Here is a 16,264-nt window from a genome sequence, read left to right on the forward strand (position 1 = left end):
TTGGTTTAAGTATATTTCTTCAAAGCCTCTAAGAATTTAATTGCTAAAGAAAATATCTTATCTCTTATATATTAAATATCACTTGAGCAATTTGTTTTTCACCATTTTTCTCAAACATCTTATATGTCTGCATTCCTATTTTTTGCGCAACCTTCTGTGATGATATATTTTCAAGTGTAGTGTACGAAAATATCTTGGGGTAATTCAGGACATCAAAAGCATAATCCTTACAGGCAATTGCTGCTTCTGTTGCATACCCTTTATTCCAATACTTCTTTATAATATGAAAACCAATCTCCGGTACTATTTCATTCTCTATTGCTTGCATTGTAATGCCACAGTCTCCAATAAATTTTTCCCCATCTTTTAGAATAACTGCCCACAAACCATGGTTATATTTTTTATAATTATCAATATTCCATTGAATCCATTTTTCTACCTTCTCCTCATTAAACGGCTCATTATAATATTGCATCGATTCTGGATCCGAAAGAACTTTAGATAACTCTTGTACATCCTCCATTACTAGTTCCCTAAGATACAGTCTCTCTGTTTCTATTATTTTCTTCATGTTTTCTATCCTCCAAATACCTTTTTGCCCTATTCTTGCATTAATCTGATCCGTTAGTTTAAATACATTTCTTAGAAACTATATCCTCTTGCGGGGTTTTGACTATTCGGTAAATTTAGTTTACACTAATTTTCTTATTCGTGTACTTGAAAAAGTCAAATATAATCTCACTTTTGGATTCTAAAGACTACTATTATTTGTTTATCGAGAAAATATGAGTTAGTAAACAGTCTCTCATTTACTACTACTCTTTTTATTATTCAATGGAAATACTATGTCCAGCACTAGGTCATTCTGTATTTTATCTTTCTTGCATTTATAAGTATATCAGAATTCAAGCTTATGCTTTCAATAAATAAAATCAAGCATAAGCTTTCCATTTTGAAAACTTATGCTTGATGTCTCACACAAAAAAAAAAACCACCAACATATGTATTGGTGGAGACGGTGGGAGTCGAACCCACGTCCAAAGGTATCGGCACTCAGGCGTCTACACGTGTAGTTGGCATATTATCTTTCGCTAGCTTTTCAGCCTACCAACAGGCTTCCAAATAGCTAGTCTGATTAGTTTCTACGGTCATCCTCAGACGGTGGACGCCGTAAAAGCCCGCTCTAGTTGAGACCCTTCAATCTGCTCCACGGGCGAGAGCAGGAAGGATCAGCTAAAGACTGCTTACGCAGCTAAAGCTAAGTTATTGTTAGTTTTGCCAGTTATATTTAGGCGATTAACGTTTTACGAGTCGTAACCTCGACGCGCAACCTGAGCTCGACCTACCCCTGTCGAATCCGTAACGCCCCCATAAAAGGAAAACGCTCGGGATAAATAATCGAGCTTAATTATTATTATTATTAAGTTTCATATCACTGACGTATCAGCGACATACTTATTATATCATATGAAACGACATTTTCAAGACGTATAGCGTGGGATGTTTTCCCAACGTCACAATCGTTTTCCAGTTTCCTTCACAAATAATCAAACCATCAGCTACGTTTATACACTAGCTGATGGTTACCTATTAACGATTATAATCCTTGATGGCTCTATCAATATCTCGCTTCATTTGTTTTTTCTTTAAATCCTCACGTTTATCGTATTTCTTTTTCCCTTTACCTAAACCAAGCAATACCTTAGCAAAACCATTTTTGATATAAATTTTTAAAGGGACAAGGGCATAGCCCTCCTGTTGGGTTAGACCGATTAATTTATCAATTTGCTTGCGATGTAGTAATAATTTTCTTGTTCGTGTCGGATCATGATTGAAGCGATTCCCTTGTTCATACTCCGAAATATGCAGGTTGATTAACTGAACTTCCCCACGTTTATCTATTCTAGCATGGGAATCCTTTAAATTTACCCGTCCTGCACGAATGGATTTAATTTCTGTACCTTGCAATACGATTCCAGCTTCATATGTATCTTCAATAAAATAATCATGGGATGCTTTTTTATTTTGTGCAATTACTTTACCTTCACCTTTAGGCATCTTTAGCCCTCCTAAAACTTCCGTGGATTCATTTTACCAAATAATCCTCTGTATTCCAATAAAAAGGTGGAACATCACGATGATATTCCACCTCTATCTATTGTAACAATAATAGACTTAAAGCCATTAATGCCATTCCACTTATTACCCCATAGATGGACACATGGGCTTCATCAAACTTCTTTGCAGCAGGTAATAACTCATCAAGTGAGATAAATACCATAATACCAGCAACAGCAGCGAAGATAACGCCAAACATGATGTCCGACAAATATGGCATTAGAATTAGAAATGCAACTAATGCCCCAATAGGCTCTGCAAGTCCTGACAAGAATGAAAATTTAAAGGCTTTTTTCTTATCACCTGTTGCAAAATAGATTGGTACGGAAACAGCTATTCCTTCTGGTATATTATGAATCGCGATTGCAACAGCAATTGCAAGTCCTAGTGCCGGATCTTGAATAGCTGAAACAAAGGTTGCTATTCCTTCTGGAAAGTTATGAATCCCAATTGCTAAAGCGGTGAATACCCCCATTTTTAATAATTCAGGATTGTTAGTTATCGCACCATTGGCTTTCATATCCTCTACTTTTTTGATTTCATGAGGATTCGAGCCTTTTGGGACAAAGCGATCGATCAAAGCAATCAAAAGCATCCCAGCAAAAAAAGAGCTAACAGTTAGCCACCTACCACCATCTTTTCCTAATTCTTGTACCAAGGAATCCTGGGCTTTAAAAAAGATATCTACCATTGAGACATAAATCATCACACCTGCTGAAAATCCAAGTGCAAAGGATAAAAATTTCGTATTCGTTGTTTTCGTGAAAAATGCTAACAAACTACCAATACCTGTTGCCAAACCTGCAAATAATGTGAACAGAAATGCAAGCAATACGTCGTGTGACATGTATTCTTCTCCTCTTAATGTTGTACTAACATATCTTTTTTGACTTAGGGAAACATTTATAAGATTATATTATTCGGAGTAGCAAAAAAGTGCAATAAAAATTTATTTAATAAAAAAGACTAATTCTGCTTACTCGACAGAATTAGTCTATACAGCTATTCATATAATGTAACTATTTTCGTTTACGTGTCTTCGGCTTCTTTGATTTTTGTGAGCCTTTTACTGCTTTTCCGTTCCCTTTGCTTTTACCGTTTAGTGATCCTGATTTCTTTCCAGCTTTCCCTCGCTCAGCAGCATCGAGATTCCGCTTCTTTCCGCCACCAACTATTTCGAAATCAATGGCATACTCATCCATATTAACACTTGTACAACGAACCTTAACCTCTTGTCCTATCCGATAAACCTTTCCTGTACGTTCGCCAATCATCGCATAATGTCGCTCATCAAAATGATAGTAATCATCGGTTAAATAACTGACATGCACAAGTCCTTCAATCGTGTTTTCTAATTCAACAAAAAGCCCAAAGCTTGTCACCGAACTTATAACAGCAGGAAATTCTTCTCCAATTCTTTCCTGCATATATTCTGCTTTTTTCAAATCATCTGTATCTCTTTCTGCATCAACGGCTTTCCGTTCTTGTTCGGATGAATGTCTTGCAATCTCAGGAAGCTTCTCCTTCCATGTACCAATTGTCTTACTATCCAAGCTCTTATCAATGAGATAGGTCCGAATTAATCGATGGACAATTAAGTCTGGATAACGCCGAATTGGTGACGTAAAATGGGTATAAAATTCCGTTGCTAAGCCAAAATGTCCGACACTCTGCGGATCATATTTCGCTTGCTTCATGGAACGGAGCATTAGCTTGGATATAATCATTTCCTCTGGCTTTCCTTCTGCATCCTCTAATACCTTTTGCAGACTTTGCGGATGGATTTCATTCGCGGTTCCTTTTACCCTGTAGCCAAGACCACCTAGAAATTCAAAGAAATGCTGTAGCTTACTTTGATCGGGGTCCTCATGGATACGATGAATAAATGGAACTTCCATCCAGTGAAAATGCTCAGCAATTGTTTCATTAGCTGCTAGCATGAATTCCTCAATTAATCGTTCGGCAACCGACCGTTCACGAATAACGACATCTGTTGCTTTACCACCTTTATCAACCAGTACCTGTGCTTCTTTAAAGTCAAAGTCAATAGCACCACGCCCCATGCGCTTAGCACGTAGAATGGACGCAAGTTTTTCCATTTGTTCAAACATCGGAACGAGTAGTTTATATTTCTCACGAAGCTCCTCATCCTTATCTACAAGGATACTATTGACATCACGATAAGTCATTCGTTCCGTCGTTTTTATTACACTTTGAAAAATCTCATGGTTAACTACTTTTCCTGTGGGATCAATTTCCATCTCACAGCCAAGAGTAAGCCTATCAACCTGAGGATTTAAGGAACATATTCCGTTCGATAAACGATGTGGAATCATCGGAATGACACGGTCAACTAAATAGACACTTGTCCCACGCTCAAAGGCTTCCTTATCTATCGGTGAACCTTCTGTTACATAATAACTGACATCAGCAATATAAACGCCTAGCTTATAGTTTCCATTTTCAAGCTTCTTAACACTGACTGCATCGTCTAAATCCTTTGCATCTGCCCCGTCAATTGTTACAATCACTTCATTACGCAAATCTCGGCGATTTTTTAGCTCTGATGGATCTATTTCATCAGGAGTATTTAATGCCTGCTCTAAAACCTCCGCTGAGAAATCCATCTTAATTCCATGCTTATATATAATCGAAATAATATCAATTCCAGGGTCATTTTTATGACCAAGAATTTGAATAATTTCTCCTTCCGCACTCATACGGTTCTCTGGATATTTCGTAATCCTTGCTATAACCTTATGTCCATCGACTGCACCATTCATTTTTCCCTTTGGGATAAAAATATCATTGGGAATCCGCTTATCATCTGCAATAACAAATCCAAAAGCTCTGTTATCCTCAAATGTTCCCACTACCTCTGTGATAGCACGTTCTAAGATACGAATGACCGTACCCTCTGGTCGACTTCCAGTAATATCACGTTTTTCAATTCGCACTAATACACGGTCATTGTTCATGGCAGAAGCCAAATCAGAATGATGAATATATACATCTGTTTCAGTCTCATCATCTGGGATTAAAAAGGCAAATCCCTTTGCATGCATTTGGATTTTACCCCGGATTAAATTCATTTTTTCTGGCAATCCGAAACGATTCTTTCTCGTGCGAACAAGCTCTCCATTATGTTCTAACTCATTTAAGGCTTTCACTAATTCCTTGAACTCAACTGCATCAGTTATTTCTAATATTTCTTCTAATTCATCAACTGCCAGTGGTTTGGAATCATATGTATTAAAAAAGTCCCGTAAACGATCTAGCATTATTTCACTCACGAAAACACCCTCTTTCTCTTCACTAACTTTACTATTATTGTTAGTTTTCCCAATCTAGTGATTCTAAAAACTGAAGAATATCATCATGTAACTGTTCTTTTTCTTTATCGATTGTAATAACATGACCTGATTCCTCGTACCACTTAATTTCCTTTCGATCTGCTTCTACATTCTCATAAATATATGTAGCACTTTTCGTGTCAATCATTTTATCTAATCTTGCCTGAACAACCATTGTAGGTGTATAAATCATATCCACATGGTTTTTAACACTGGTAATCGTTTTTCCTAATTCATGAAACATCGGGCTAGAATTTTCCATTAAGTATGAGACTTCTTTTTCAATGGTGTTTTCATCCTTACCCTCTAATTGCTTATACTCCTTAGAAAACGCCTGGAATCCAGCGGTTAGCTGACTTTCATTGTTGAAGTACATTGGCGCACACATAGGGATTACAGCTTTTACGTTTTCCATATATGCTAACTTCAGACTGAATACACCACCTAATGACAGGCCTGCAACAGCTATCTCATTATAGCCCAAATCCTTCAAATACCGGAAAGCCTTTTGGACATCTTCCCACCACTGCTCTGGTCTTGTTTGAATTAATTCCTCTGGTGGCAGTCCATGTCCGCGATAAATTGGTGCATGTGATGTATAACCATTTCGTTCTAGGAAACGACCAAGCATACGTACATCTGCTGTATGACCTGTAAACCCATGCAATAATAAAACGGCTCTTGGGCCTCGTTCAAAAGTAAATGGCTTTGGTTGAATAACTTTCATTTCACTAAATCTCCTTATTTATACTATATACTGTACCCTTTATTCATTAATCTACACATGAGAAATGCACTTCTAGGCATGTTTCGGGTTTATTTAATAATAAATGAAAACAAGGTCCACCCCTTGCCTTAATAGGAAGAAACGGTCTTACGATTTTTTTCTTTCTATCAACCAATAATTATCCGCCCGTAAAACGGGCGGTTTTAGTTTCGCCCTATAAGGGCACTTTACCAACGAGGCCCCTAAAGGGGCTTTTTGAATTGACCGTCAACCGTTTATCTTCCTATACTTCTTTAAATGGATCGACGTATTCTCGTTTACTCATATTGTCTCGCAAACGATCCTCTGATTCTTGCTCTCGAATGTATTTAGCTATTGTTTTTTCATTGAGCCCTACCGTACTTACGTAATATCCTTTAGCCCAAAAAGTTCTATTCCCATGACTATATTTTAAGTTTGCATGTCTATCATAGATCATTAAAGAACTTTTACCTTTTAGATACCCCATGAAGTACGATACTGACATCTTTGGTGGAATTTTCACTAACATATGAATGTGATCTGGCATTGCATGTGCTTCTATGATTTCTACATCTTTCATCTCACATAAACGTCTTAAAATCGCCCCGATGTCTTTCCTTAACTTACCATATACTACTTTCCTTCTGTATTTTGGTATAAAGACTATATGATACTTACAATTCCATCGGGTGTGTGATAAACTATTGTCACTCGACATGAGTAGATCTCCTCTCGTTTTTTAGATTTGGTTTGACGGCCATCTCTATTATACGATTGGAGATTCTTTTGTTACATCCCTAGAAGGTTTATTTTCACACAGGCAGAGCCTGTGGTTTTAAAAGCATTAATAAAAAACCCTTATCACTAGTTGTGATAAGAGTTACTTTAAACTATTGTAAAACATATGCACTTATAAAAGCTAGAATAAAGAATAATACTCCCGTAATAATTGTCATTCTGTGTAATACTAAGTCTATTCCTCTAGCCTTTTGCTTTCCAAATAATTGTTCTGCACCACCAGAGATTGCTCCAGATAGGCCCTCACTTTTACCACTTTGTAATAGAACTAAAACAATCATAATAATTGCATCAAGCACTAGTAGAAAATTTACAAAACTAGCCATGTTCCCATGACACCTCCTGAACATATCGGACAGTAACTATTCCTACTTTAGCATAATTTTGAATAATTTATCAAGCTATTTTTCGAAAAAGGACCAGACAAATAGAATTTATACGCGCTATCTATTATGATGGAAGAAATAGAAATAATAGAGGTGATTCATGTGAAAGCTACCTTTTGGATGAAGTCAGTAGATGAAACAGAAATATATGTTGAAAAATGGTTTGAAGAAAGTAAGGAGCCTAAGGCCATTGTCCAAATTGCTCACGGTATGACAGAGCACATTCAACGATATCATGACTTTGTACAATTTTTAGTACGAAATGGGATATACGTATATGGAAATGACCATAGAGGACACGGAAAAACAGGGCAAAAGCAAGAGCTAATGGGCTACTTTTCAGAAGCGGATGGATTTGAAAAAACGACCAATGATCTACATCAAATCACCCAACTGATAAAAAAAGCGTATCCGGACAAACCTATTTTCCTTCTTGGTCATAGTATGGGATCCTTTTTATCTAGAAACTACATCCAAACATATGCCAGTGATATAGCAGGGGTCATACTATCTGGCACTGGTTATTATCCAAAGGCAACAGCTACTTTTGGAAAGCTACTAGCATCCCGACTATCTCCAAAAAAGAAATCACCATTCATGAATAAATTAGCATTTGGGACCTTTAATCGGAAAATAATAAATCAAAAAACACCATTTGATTGGTTAACAAGAGATGATGCTGTCGTACAGGCTTATTTAGAGGATAGCTTATGTGGGTACATCCCAACAGCACGCTTTTTCTTCGATCTCATGACCGGGCTTTTATGGATTCATTCTCCAGAGCGGAACAATCAAATACGGAAGGACTTGCCGATGTTCATCATCAGTGGGGATCAAGATCCAGTAGGGAACTATGGAAAAGGTGTTTGGAAAACGGCATCCATGTACAAGTCATTAGGTATAGAGCATATCACTGTGTCTCTGATAGAGGGAGCACGTCATGAGGTTTTAAATGAAATTAACAAAGAAGAAATCTATGAAGAAATTCTAAACTGGATAATCAAGCAAATTGCAACATATTTTTCCAGTAAAGCGGTTTCAAAATGAACTTTTTGTTGCAAGATGATGTATTGCTTGAATCCATACCTTTATACAGGTAACATATAGTAGATAACGTATAGATTTGTAATGAAAGGAAGTAAAAAGTCATGACGAACATCCAAGGAATTGCAGCCTCATCTGGAATTGCTATTGCAAAAGCCTACCAGCTGGTTACACCAGATTTATCCTATACTGTAAAAGAAATAGATAATCCTGATAACGAAATACAGCGTCTAGAACAGGCACTTGAGGTTTCCAAACAAGAGCTCGAAAAAATAAAAGCACATACACTAAAAGAACTTGGTGAAGAGCATGCAGAAATTTTCTCTGCGCACCTACTTGTTCTAAGTGACCCAGAGCTTATCAATCCAATTAAGGACAAAATTAATAACGATAAAACAATGGCCGAAGCTGCACTTGAAGATGTTGCTAATATGTTTATCGGTATGTTTGAAAGCATGGATAATGAATATATGCGCGAGCGTGCAGCTGATATTCGCGATGTAACAAAACGAGTAATGGCACATTTACTTGGCGTTTCTTTCCCTAACCCTGCTTTAATTGATGAAGAGGTAATAGTCATTGCAAATGATTTAACTCCTTCTGATACTGCACAGCTTAATCGTCAATTTGTTAAAGGATTTGCGACAGACATCGGTGGACGTACTTCCCATTCAGCTATTATGGCACGTTCATTAGAAATTCCAGCAGTAGTTGGTACGAAGGAAGTAACAAAATCCGTTTCTCAAGATGAAATCGTTATTATTGATGGAATTGACGGAAACGTCGTGATTAATCCAACAGAGGAAGAACTAAACGAATACAAAGCAAAACAAGAAAACTTTGCAAAACAACAAGCTCTTTGGGCTCAATTAAAGGACGAGCCTACATTTACTGCTGATGGTGAACAGATTGAACTTGTCGGTAATATCGGCACTCCAAATGATGTTACAGGTGTTCTAAACAACGGTGGTGAAGGTGTTGGTCTATATCGTACAGAATTCCTATACATGGGTAAAAGTGAATTACCGTCTGAAGATGAGCAATTTGAAGCATATAAATCTGTTTTAGAGCAAATGGGAGACAAGCCTGTAGTTGTTCGTACACTGGATGTTGGTGGAGATAAGGAGCTACCATACCTTGATTTACCAAAAGAAATGAATCCATTCCTAGGCTTCCGAGCTATCCGATTCTGCCTAGAAAATGAACATGTTTTCCGTCCACAGCTACGAGCGCTTCTTCGTGCTAGTGTTTATGGTAACCTAAAGATAATGTTTCCAATGATTGCTACACTTGAGGAATTCCGTAAAGCAAAAGCGATTTTATTAGAAGAAAAAGAAAACCTAAAGCAAGAAGGACATTCCGTATCGGATGATATTGAAGTTGGAATTATGGTAGAAATCCCATCCACAGCTGTTATCGCGAAACAATTTGCGAAAGAGGTTGATTTCTTCAGTGTCGGAACAAATGACCTAGTTCAATATACAATGGCAGCTGACCGTATGAATGAACAAGTATCCTATTTGTATCAACCATATCATCCAGCTATCCTAAACCTAGTAAATAATGTCATTGAGGCTGCACATAGTGAAGGAAAATGGGCTGGTATGTGTGGAGAAATGGCAGGAGATCCAATTGCTATTCCAATCCTACTTGGCTTAGGACTTGATGAATTTAGTATGAGTGCTACATCCATTCTTCCAGCTCGAACACAGCTAAAGAATATCTCGAAGAAAGAAATGGCTTCTTATAAGGATAAATTACTTTCTATGTCCACTGCTGAAGAGGTTGTTGCATTTGTAAAAGAAAAAACAGAATAAGTAAGCTAATAGAAGAGCAGAAAATATTTCCCTGCTCTTCTTACTTTGTGAATAATTATTCTATTATCTGCATTTTATCTGTTATGGATGTCCTCCCTTTATTCCTTGGAACCTTCTTTGGATAACCAATCTGAAGTACTGCAGCAATTTTCGATTTGTTTGCATCTAGTTCAATATCCGAATAGAATCCAGGGTCATGCATATAAGGAGTAATCGTCCAAAGCATTCCCACCCCAAATTCCCAAGCTGCGAGCTGAGAATTTTGTATAAATGCACAGACAGCAGCATATTCTTCTTCATATCGGACAGGATCCTCTTCTTTTTCAAAATATATTACTGCATGGTGGGGAATACTGTGAAGAAAACTCTTCATGGAATCTATCATTTTGATTGTTTTCGGATCATTGCTATTACGAATCATCCCAATTCGCTGATAGCTTCTGATTATTGCATGAATAAGCGTATCTTTACCATCTCTTTGATATAGCTTCATCTGCCATGGTTCTTTCATATAGTGGGTAGGTGCATAGGAACCATATGTGAAAATCTCTCTTAATAGCTCGATATCTACCTCTTTTTCTTCAAAAGTATGAATACTACGCCGTTCTTTTATTGTTCTTAGTACTGTCATGTCCCCATTCCCTTTCTCCATAGTAGATTCAAAGAGTTATCTACTCCCTACTGTTTAGCATTTTATAATAAACTAGAAAGATAGCAATAAGGTTAATACTGAAAAGAATTCCACCAGTTACTACAAATTTAATCGTATTCGCCTTTATTTTAAATTCATATAAAGAAGAGTCAACATAATCATATTTTGCCAGCCAACCATCAGCAATAGAAATACCGAAGTTATCGCTGAAGCATATGAATATTAACCCAACAATTCCTAGTATTGAAAATAAAGACATTAATCCATTAAATCTCTCCGTTTTCATATTCAGCCTCCTTGTTATACCTTCTATTCTCCCTACAATCCATCAACTATATTAATAGTACCATTCTAAATAAAGGTTAGTTATTATAAATTTTAATTTTATCTAAAATATACTTAGAATCCACCAAAAAATGACCTCCATCATGATAGTGATTGGAGAGTCATTCTAATATCGTTTTGATAATTAGGTTTACAAGTACACTTTTTAAAATCGTTGTCCTGTCATTGTCGTCATGAAATTTGTAAAAAATAGTTTATAATCAAAATCAAAGGCAATTCGGTGTTTTTTAATTTCTTTTTCCGTTTCTTTAGCAAGATTTCCAAATGAACGGATATCGGCAATGCTTTGCCCTCTTTCTGTGCCTTTCGTAGCTTGGACAACATGAACAGGATATGTTTCAAATGTGAACATATTCTCTAGATTGACAGCCATCAGCGTAAGCACGTCATGCATTGGACTTCCTTGGACATTCGGATCCCGCTTCTTATAATAGTTATAGTAATAATCAATCATTGGTTTAAAGATAGGAATACTTCCCATTCGATCAATATAATCAACCATTTCAGGTGTGACAATAGCCCGTTCGGTAACATTTAGAGGGATGATTGTCACTTTATCAAAATACGTTAACACAATCTCAGCTGCTACTGGATCACCATGGAAATTAGCCTCCGATACAGCGGTCACATTTCCCGGAACCCAAAAGGCACCACCCATTACAATTATTTCTTTTATTTTATTCATAGTATCTGGATATAGTAGAAACATGGTAGCAAGAGAAGTTAACCTGCCAATATTGACAATATATAGTTCCTCACCATATTGATTAATAATATCAATGATTCGAAAAAAGTTCTCAAAAGTAATACCATCCTGGATGTTTTGTGGGATAATTGGTCCAAGTCCATACTCCCCATGAATCTCTGGAAAGTATTCAACTGTCTCGGCTGTCATCGGATTTTTCGCACCTGCAATAATAGCTGTCCTCTGTGCTTCACTCGAAGAAAAAATCTGTTCCTGTAAATATTGAACGGTGGCAAGTGCCTTTTCACGTGGAATATTGCCATAATCGGTGACAATTCCAACTAAATCAATATTTTCATTAAGGTAGCCATATATTAATGCAACTATATCATCAATACCAATGTCTCCAAATAGTAATACCTTCTTGCCCACATATTTTCTTCCTCTCAGGAAATTGTTCTTTTTATAACCTATTGTTTGGAGAAATTGTCCCGTGACAATTATATTTGGGGTGGAGTTTTGCTTAAAACTCATCCTTTGTTCTTTCTTCTTAATTTCTCCAGTCATTTATTTGTATTTCCTCTTCCCTTTTTATTCTCTACAACAATTACTAAGGCATTCCTTCAAAAAGCTAAGAACTACTTTATAAAAAAAAAAGCACCCTAAAAATTAGATTTCTCCAACTTTTAGGGCACAGACTACTTCTATGATATCTTATTTATTTTTCAAATTATAAAATGCATTTAATCCAGCATATTCACCCATGCCAGCTAATTCATCCTCAATACGTAGTAATTGATTATACTTAGCTACACGGTCAGTACGGGATGGTGCACCAGTTTTAATTTGACCTGCGTTTGTAGCAACAGCAATGTCAGCAATTGTGGAATCTTCAGTTTCACCAGAACGGTGAGAAATAACTGCTGTATAACCAGCACGTTTAGCCATTTCAATAGCATCAAATGTTTCAGTAAGTGTACCAATTTGGTTTACTTTAATAAGGATTGAGTTGCCAACACCTTGTTCAATACCTTGAGCAAGTTTTTTCGTGTTGGTCACGAATAAATCATCACCAACAAGCTGAACTTTGTTTCCAAGACGTTCTGTTAATAGCTTATGACCTTCCCAGTCGTTTTCATCAAGACCATCTTCAATAGAGATGATTGGATATTTACTTACCATTTCTTCATACCAAGCTACCATTTCTTCAGAAGTGCGTGTTACGCCTTCTCCTTTAAGAACATATTTACCATCTTCATACATTTCAGAAGATGCAACATCCATCGCTAGTTTTACTTCTTCGCCAGGCTTGTAGCCAGCTGCTTCGATTGCTTCTACAATCGTTTGTAGAGCTTCTTCATTAGAGCTTAGGTTAGGTGCGAAACCACCCTCATCGCCAACAGCTGTATTATAGCCTTTTGATTTAAGTACGTTTTTCAAGGAATGGAAGATTTCTGCTCCCATACGTAATGCCTCTTTAAACGTAGGAGCTGAAACAGGCATAACCATGAATTCTTGAATATCAACGTTGTTATCTGCGTGTTCTCCACCATTGACAATATTCATCATTGGTGTTGGTAATGTTTTACCATTAAATCCACCTAAATAGTTGTATAAAGGAACTTCTAAGAAGTTAGCTGCTGCACGTGCAACTGCCATGGATACTCCTAGAATTGCATTCGCACCTAGTTTTCCTTTGTTTTCAGTTCCATCAAGTTCAATCATAAGTGCATCAATAATGTTTTGACGAGTAACATCCATTCCAATTATTTCTGGTGCGATAATCTCATTCACATTGTGAACAGCTTTCTCTACGCCTTTACCTAGGTAACGGCTCTTATCACCGTCACGAAGCTCAACTGCTTCATATTCCCCAGTGGAAGCTCCACTAGGTACCATTGCAGTACCGAAAGCTCCTGATTCTGTGTAAACCTCTACCTCAACTGTTGGATTACCACGTGAGTCTAATACTTCGCGTGCATATACATCTGTAATGTATGGCATTCTTACTCTCTCCTTTTACTTTTTAATTAATGATGAACCTGTCATTTCTTTTGGTTTTTCAACATCTAATAAATCAAGTAATGTCGGTGCTAGATCAGCTAAAATACCGCCATCACGTAATTCCACATCTTCTTTCGTTACAATAACCGGTACAGGATTCGTAGTATGTGCGGTCATTGGGTTTCCTTCCAATGTCACGACTTCATCTGAATTCCCGTGGTCTGCAGTAATAATCGCATGACCACCCAACTCGATTATTTTATCCACTACTTTTCCTAGACATTCATCCACTGCTTCGATTGCTTTAATAGTTGGCTCTAATTTACCAGAATGACCAACCATATCAGGGTTTGCGAAGTTTAGGATAATTGCATTTATTTCTCCTTTTTCCAGCTCTGCAAGAAGTGCATCTGTGACCTCATATGCACTCATTTCTGGTTTTAAGTCATAGGTTGCTACTTTAGGAGAATTAATTAGGATACGCTTTTCACCAGGAAATTCCTTTTCACGTCCACCACTCATAAAGAAAGTGACATGAGGGTATTTTTCAGTCTCCGCAATACGAAGCTGTTTTAAATTATTTTGTGATAGAACTTCCCCTACTGTATTATCTAAGTTTACCGGTTCATATGCAACGAAACCGTCTACTGTTTCACTAAAGTTCGTTAACATAACGAAATCTAGATTTTTTGGCACTTTCGGGCCACGATCAAAGTCGTGGAAATCCTCATTGGCAAATGTACGTGAAATTTGGATGGCACGGTCAGGACGGAAGTTATAGAAAATGATGGAATCTTCGTCCTCTACTTTTCCAACTGGTTCATTATTCTCATCCACAATAACAGATGGAATAACGAATTCATCGTAAATACCATTCGCATAGGAATCGTCAACAACAGCTTCTGCATTTGGATATTTCGGACCTTCTCCATAAACCATTGCATCATATGCCTTCTTCACTCGATCCCAGCGCTTATCTCGGTCCATAGAATAGTAGCGCCCACTTACGGTTGCAATTTTTCCAACACCATATTCCTGCATTTTCTCTTCGGTTTCTTTAATGTAGGCTTTAGCAGTTTGTGGACCTACATCACGACCATCTAAGAATGCATGGAGATAGACCTTTTCTAAGCCTTCATCTTTGGCTAATTTTAATAGGGCAAACATATGATCAATATGACTATGCACGCCACCATCAGATAATAGTCCGAAAATATGTAATGCCTTATTTTTTTCTTTCGCACTTCGCATTGATTTTAAGAACGCTTCATTTTCGAAAAAGTCCCCTTCTCTAATGGACAGGTTTACACGGGTGAGGCTCTGATATACAATTCGCCCAGCACCAATATTTAGATGCCCTACCTCGGAATTTCCCATTTGTCCTTCAGGAAGTCCAACCGCTTCTCCACTTGCTTTCAATTGATTATGTGGATAGCTATTCCAATACCGATCAAAATTTGGTTTATTCGCTTGTTTTACGGCATTACCTTTTACTTCATTACGAATCCCGAAGCCATCTAGGATTATTAATGCAGCAAGTTTGTTTTGACTCATTTTGCACCAGCCTCCACAAGCTGTAAGAAAGAATCAGCCTCAAGACTTGCGCCACCAACTAATGCTCCATCAATATCAGATTGTGCTAATAATTCATCAACATTGGAAGGCTTCACACTACCACCATATTGAATGATTACTGCTTCAGCAGTTGCAGCATCTGTTAACTCTTTTACAACCTGGCGAATATGTGCGCATACTTCATTCGCATCCTCGCTTGATGCAGTTTTTCCAGTACCAATTGCCCAAATCGGTTCATAAGCAATAATTGATTGAGTCACTTGGTCCTTAGAAAGTCCTTCTAGTGCTTTTCTCACTTGTTCACCAACTAGTGATTTCGTTTCATTGGCTTCACGTTGTTCAAGTGTTTCACCCACACAAATAATTGGTGTTAAGCCATGATTAAATGCAGCATGTGCTTTTTTATTAACTGTTTCATCTGTTTCAGCAAAATATTCACGACGCTCAGAGTGACCTAAAACAACATGGGATACACCAATATCCTTCAACATCACAGGACTAACCTCTCCTGTAAAAGCACCGTTATCTTCAAAGTGCATGTTTTGCGCACTTATTTTAACATTGCTGCCTTTTGCTTGCTCTACTAAAGACGCCAAATAAGGAAATGGTGCACAAACAATTGCTTCTACTTGATCAGTTGCTGGAATTTTGTTCTTTACTTCAGCAACAAATTGCGTTGCTTCTGCAAGTGTTTTATTCATTTTCCAGTTACCAGCTATTATATTCTTGCGCATGTTCT

The 16,264-nt window shown here is 37.2% G+C and carries 15 protein-coding genes and 1 other RNA gene; 2 read left to right on the plus strand and 14 right to left on the minus strand.

The window, feature by feature from the left end:
• Window positions 1-64 precede the first annotated feature (64 nt).
• The 8 genes from KI338_RS04820 to secG form a co-directional block, all read right to left on the minus strand.
• The gene (locus KI338_RS04820; RefSeq protein ID WP_212919815.1) at window positions 65-571 is read right to left on the minus strand and encodes a GNAT family N-acetyltransferase; all 507 of its coding nucleotides are present in this window, start codon (window positions 569-571) and stop codon (window positions 65-67) included.
• 436 nt (window positions 572-1,007) lie between these two features.
• Window positions 1,008-1,370, minus strand: a transfer-messenger RNA (tmRNA) gene (gene ssrA / locus KI338_RS04825).
• 220 nt (window positions 1,371-1,590) lie between these two features.
• The gene (gene smpB, locus KI338_RS04830) at window positions 1,591-2,058 is read right to left on the minus strand and encodes an SsrA-binding protein SmpB (RefSeq protein ID WP_212919816.1); all 468 of its coding nucleotides are present in this window, start codon (window positions 2,056-2,058) and stop codon (window positions 1,591-1,593) included.
• 97 nt (window positions 2,059-2,155) lie between these two features.
• Window positions 2,156-2,965: a zinc transporter ZupT gene (gene zupT, locus KI338_RS04835; RefSeq protein WP_212919817.1), complete on the minus strand. Its 810-nt coding sequence runs from the start codon at window positions 2,963-2,965 to the stop codon at window positions 2,156-2,158.
• Window positions 2,966-3,137: 172 nt separating this feature from the next.
• Complete coding sequence (gene rnr / locus KI338_RS04840) at window positions 3,138-5,399, minus strand: ribonuclease R (RefSeq protein WP_212920052.1); 2,262 nt, start codon at window positions 5,397-5,399, stop codon at window positions 3,138-3,140.
• Window positions 5,400-5,451: 52 nt separating this feature from the next.
• Window positions 5,452-6,198 (minus strand): alpha/beta hydrolase, encoded by a 747-nt coding sequence (locus tag KI338_RS04845; protein WP_212919818.1) that lies wholly within the window; start codon window positions 6,196-6,198, stop codon window positions 5,452-5,454.
• Window positions 6,199-6,481: 283 nt separating this feature from the next.
• Complete coding sequence (tnpA, locus tag KI338_RS04850) at window positions 6,482-6,937, minus strand: IS200/IS605 family transposase (RefSeq protein ID WP_212919819.1); 456 nt, start codon at window positions 6,935-6,937, stop codon at window positions 6,482-6,484.
• 172 nt (window positions 6,938-7,109) lie between these two features.
• Window positions 7,110-7,343, minus strand: a complete 234-nt coding sequence (gene secG, locus KI338_RS04855; protein ID WP_212919820.1) for a preprotein translocase subunit SecG — start codon at window positions 7,341-7,343, stop codon at window positions 7,110-7,112.
• Between the two features lie 162 nt (window positions 7,344-7,505).
• Here secG and KI338_RS04860 point away from each other — a divergent pair, with 162 nt between their 5' ends.
• Together KI338_RS04860 and ptsP are read left to right on the plus strand one after the other, a co-directional pair.
• Window positions 7,506-8,450, plus strand: a complete 945-nt coding sequence (locus KI338_RS04860; protein ID WP_212919821.1) for an alpha/beta hydrolase — start codon at window positions 7,506-7,508, stop codon at window positions 8,448-8,450.
• A gap of 101 nt (window positions 8,451-8,551) precedes the next feature.
• A complete protein-coding gene (ptsP, locus tag KI338_RS04865) occupies window positions 8,552-10,264 on the plus strand; it encodes a phosphoenolpyruvate--protein phosphotransferase (protein WP_212919822.1) in 1,713 nt (570 codons plus the stop codon).
• Between the two features lie 55 nt (window positions 10,265-10,319).
• Here the strand turns inward: ptsP and KI338_RS04870 are convergent, their stop codons facing one another.
• From KI338_RS04870 to tpiA, 6 genes are all read right to left on the minus strand, one after another.
• Window positions 10,320-10,895, minus strand: a complete 576-nt coding sequence (locus KI338_RS04870) for a nitroreductase family protein (protein ID WP_212919823.1) — start codon at window positions 10,893-10,895, stop codon at window positions 10,320-10,322.
• Window positions 10,896-10,935: 40 nt separating this feature from the next.
• Window positions 10,936-11,202, minus strand: coding sequence for a hypothetical protein (locus tag KI338_RS04875; protein WP_212919824.1), 267 nt, complete (start codon window positions 11,200-11,202; stop codon window positions 10,936-10,938).
• 204 nt (window positions 11,203-11,406) lie between these two features.
• The gene (locus KI338_RS04880; RefSeq protein ID WP_212919825.1) at window positions 11,407-12,378 is read right to left on the minus strand and encodes a nucleoside hydrolase; all 972 of its coding nucleotides are present in this window, start codon (window positions 12,376-12,378) and stop codon (window positions 11,407-11,409) included.
• Between the two features lie 282 nt (window positions 12,379-12,660).
• Window positions 12,661-13,950 (minus strand): phosphopyruvate hydratase, encoded by a 1,290-nt coding sequence (eno, locus tag KI338_RS04885; protein ID WP_212919826.1) that lies wholly within the window; start codon window positions 13,948-13,950, stop codon window positions 12,661-12,663.
• Between the two features lie 15 nt (window positions 13,951-13,965).
• Complete coding sequence (gene gpmI, locus KI338_RS04890; protein WP_212919827.1) at window positions 13,966-15,504, minus strand: 2,3-bisphosphoglycerate-independent phosphoglycerate mutase; 1,539 nt, start codon at window positions 15,502-15,504, stop codon at window positions 13,966-13,968.
• The gene (gene tpiA / locus KI338_RS04895; RefSeq protein WP_212919828.1) at window positions 15,501-16,259 is read right to left on the minus strand and encodes a triose-phosphate isomerase; all 759 of its coding nucleotides are present in this window, start codon (window positions 16,257-16,259) and stop codon (window positions 15,501-15,503) included. The genes gpmI and tpiA overlap by 4 nt, the downstream gene beginning before the upstream one ends.
• Window positions 16,260-16,264 lie beyond the last annotated feature (5 nt).

This window comes from Ornithinibacillus bavariensis (assembly GCF_018333235.1).
Taxonomy (GTDB): Bacteria; Bacillota; Bacilli; order Bacillales; family Amphibacillaceae; genus Ornithinibacillus; species Ornithinibacillus bavariensis.

Bases quoted from the DNA above. Each gene is read 5' to 3' on its own strand.
- KI338_RS04820 (WP_212919815.1), bottom strand. From the start codon at position 571: ATGAAGAAAATAATAGAAACAGAGAGACTGTATCTTAGGGAACTAGTA.
- smpB (WP_212919816.1), bottom strand. From the start codon at position 2,058: ATGCCTAAAGGTGAAGGTAAAGTAATTGCACAAAATAAAAAAGCATCC.
- zupT (WP_212919817.1), bottom strand. From the start codon at position 2,965: ATGTCACACGACGTATTGCTTGCATTTCTGTTCACATTATTTGCAGGT.
- rnr (WP_212920052.1), bottom strand. From the start codon at position 5,399: ATGCTAGATCGTTTACGGGACTTTTTTAATACATATGATTCCAAACCA.
- KI338_RS04845 (WP_212919818.1), bottom strand. From the start codon at position 6,198: ATGAAAGTTATTCAACCAAAGCCATTTACTTTTGAACGAGGCCCAAGA.
- tnpA (WP_212919819.1), bottom strand. From the start codon at position 6,937: ATGTCGAGTGACAATAGTTTATCACACACCCGATGGAATTGTAAGTAT.
- secG (WP_212919820.1), bottom strand. From the start codon at position 7,343: ATGGCTAGTTTTGTAAATTTTCTACTAGTGCTTGATGCAATTATTATG.
- ptsP (WP_212919822.1), top strand. From the start codon at position 8,552: ATGACGAACATCCAAGGAATTGCAGCCTCATCTGGAATTGCTATTGCA.
- KI338_RS04870 (WP_212919823.1), bottom strand. From the start codon at position 10,895: ATGACAGTACTAAGAACAATAAAAGAACGGCGTAGTATTCATACTTTT.
- KI338_RS04875 (WP_212919824.1), bottom strand. From the start codon at position 11,202: ATGAAAACGGAGAGATTTAATGGATTAATGTCTTTATTTTCAATACTA.
- eno (WP_212919826.1), bottom strand. From the start codon at position 13,950: ATGCCATACATTACAGATGTATATGCACGCGAAGTATTAGACTCACGT.
- gpmI (WP_212919827.1), bottom strand. From the start codon at position 15,504: ATGAGTCAAAACAAACTTGCTGCATTAATAATCCTAGATGGCTTCGGG.
- tpiA (WP_212919828.1), bottom strand. From the start codon at position 16,259: ATGCGCAAGAATATAATAGCTGGTAACTGGAAAATGAATAAAACACTT.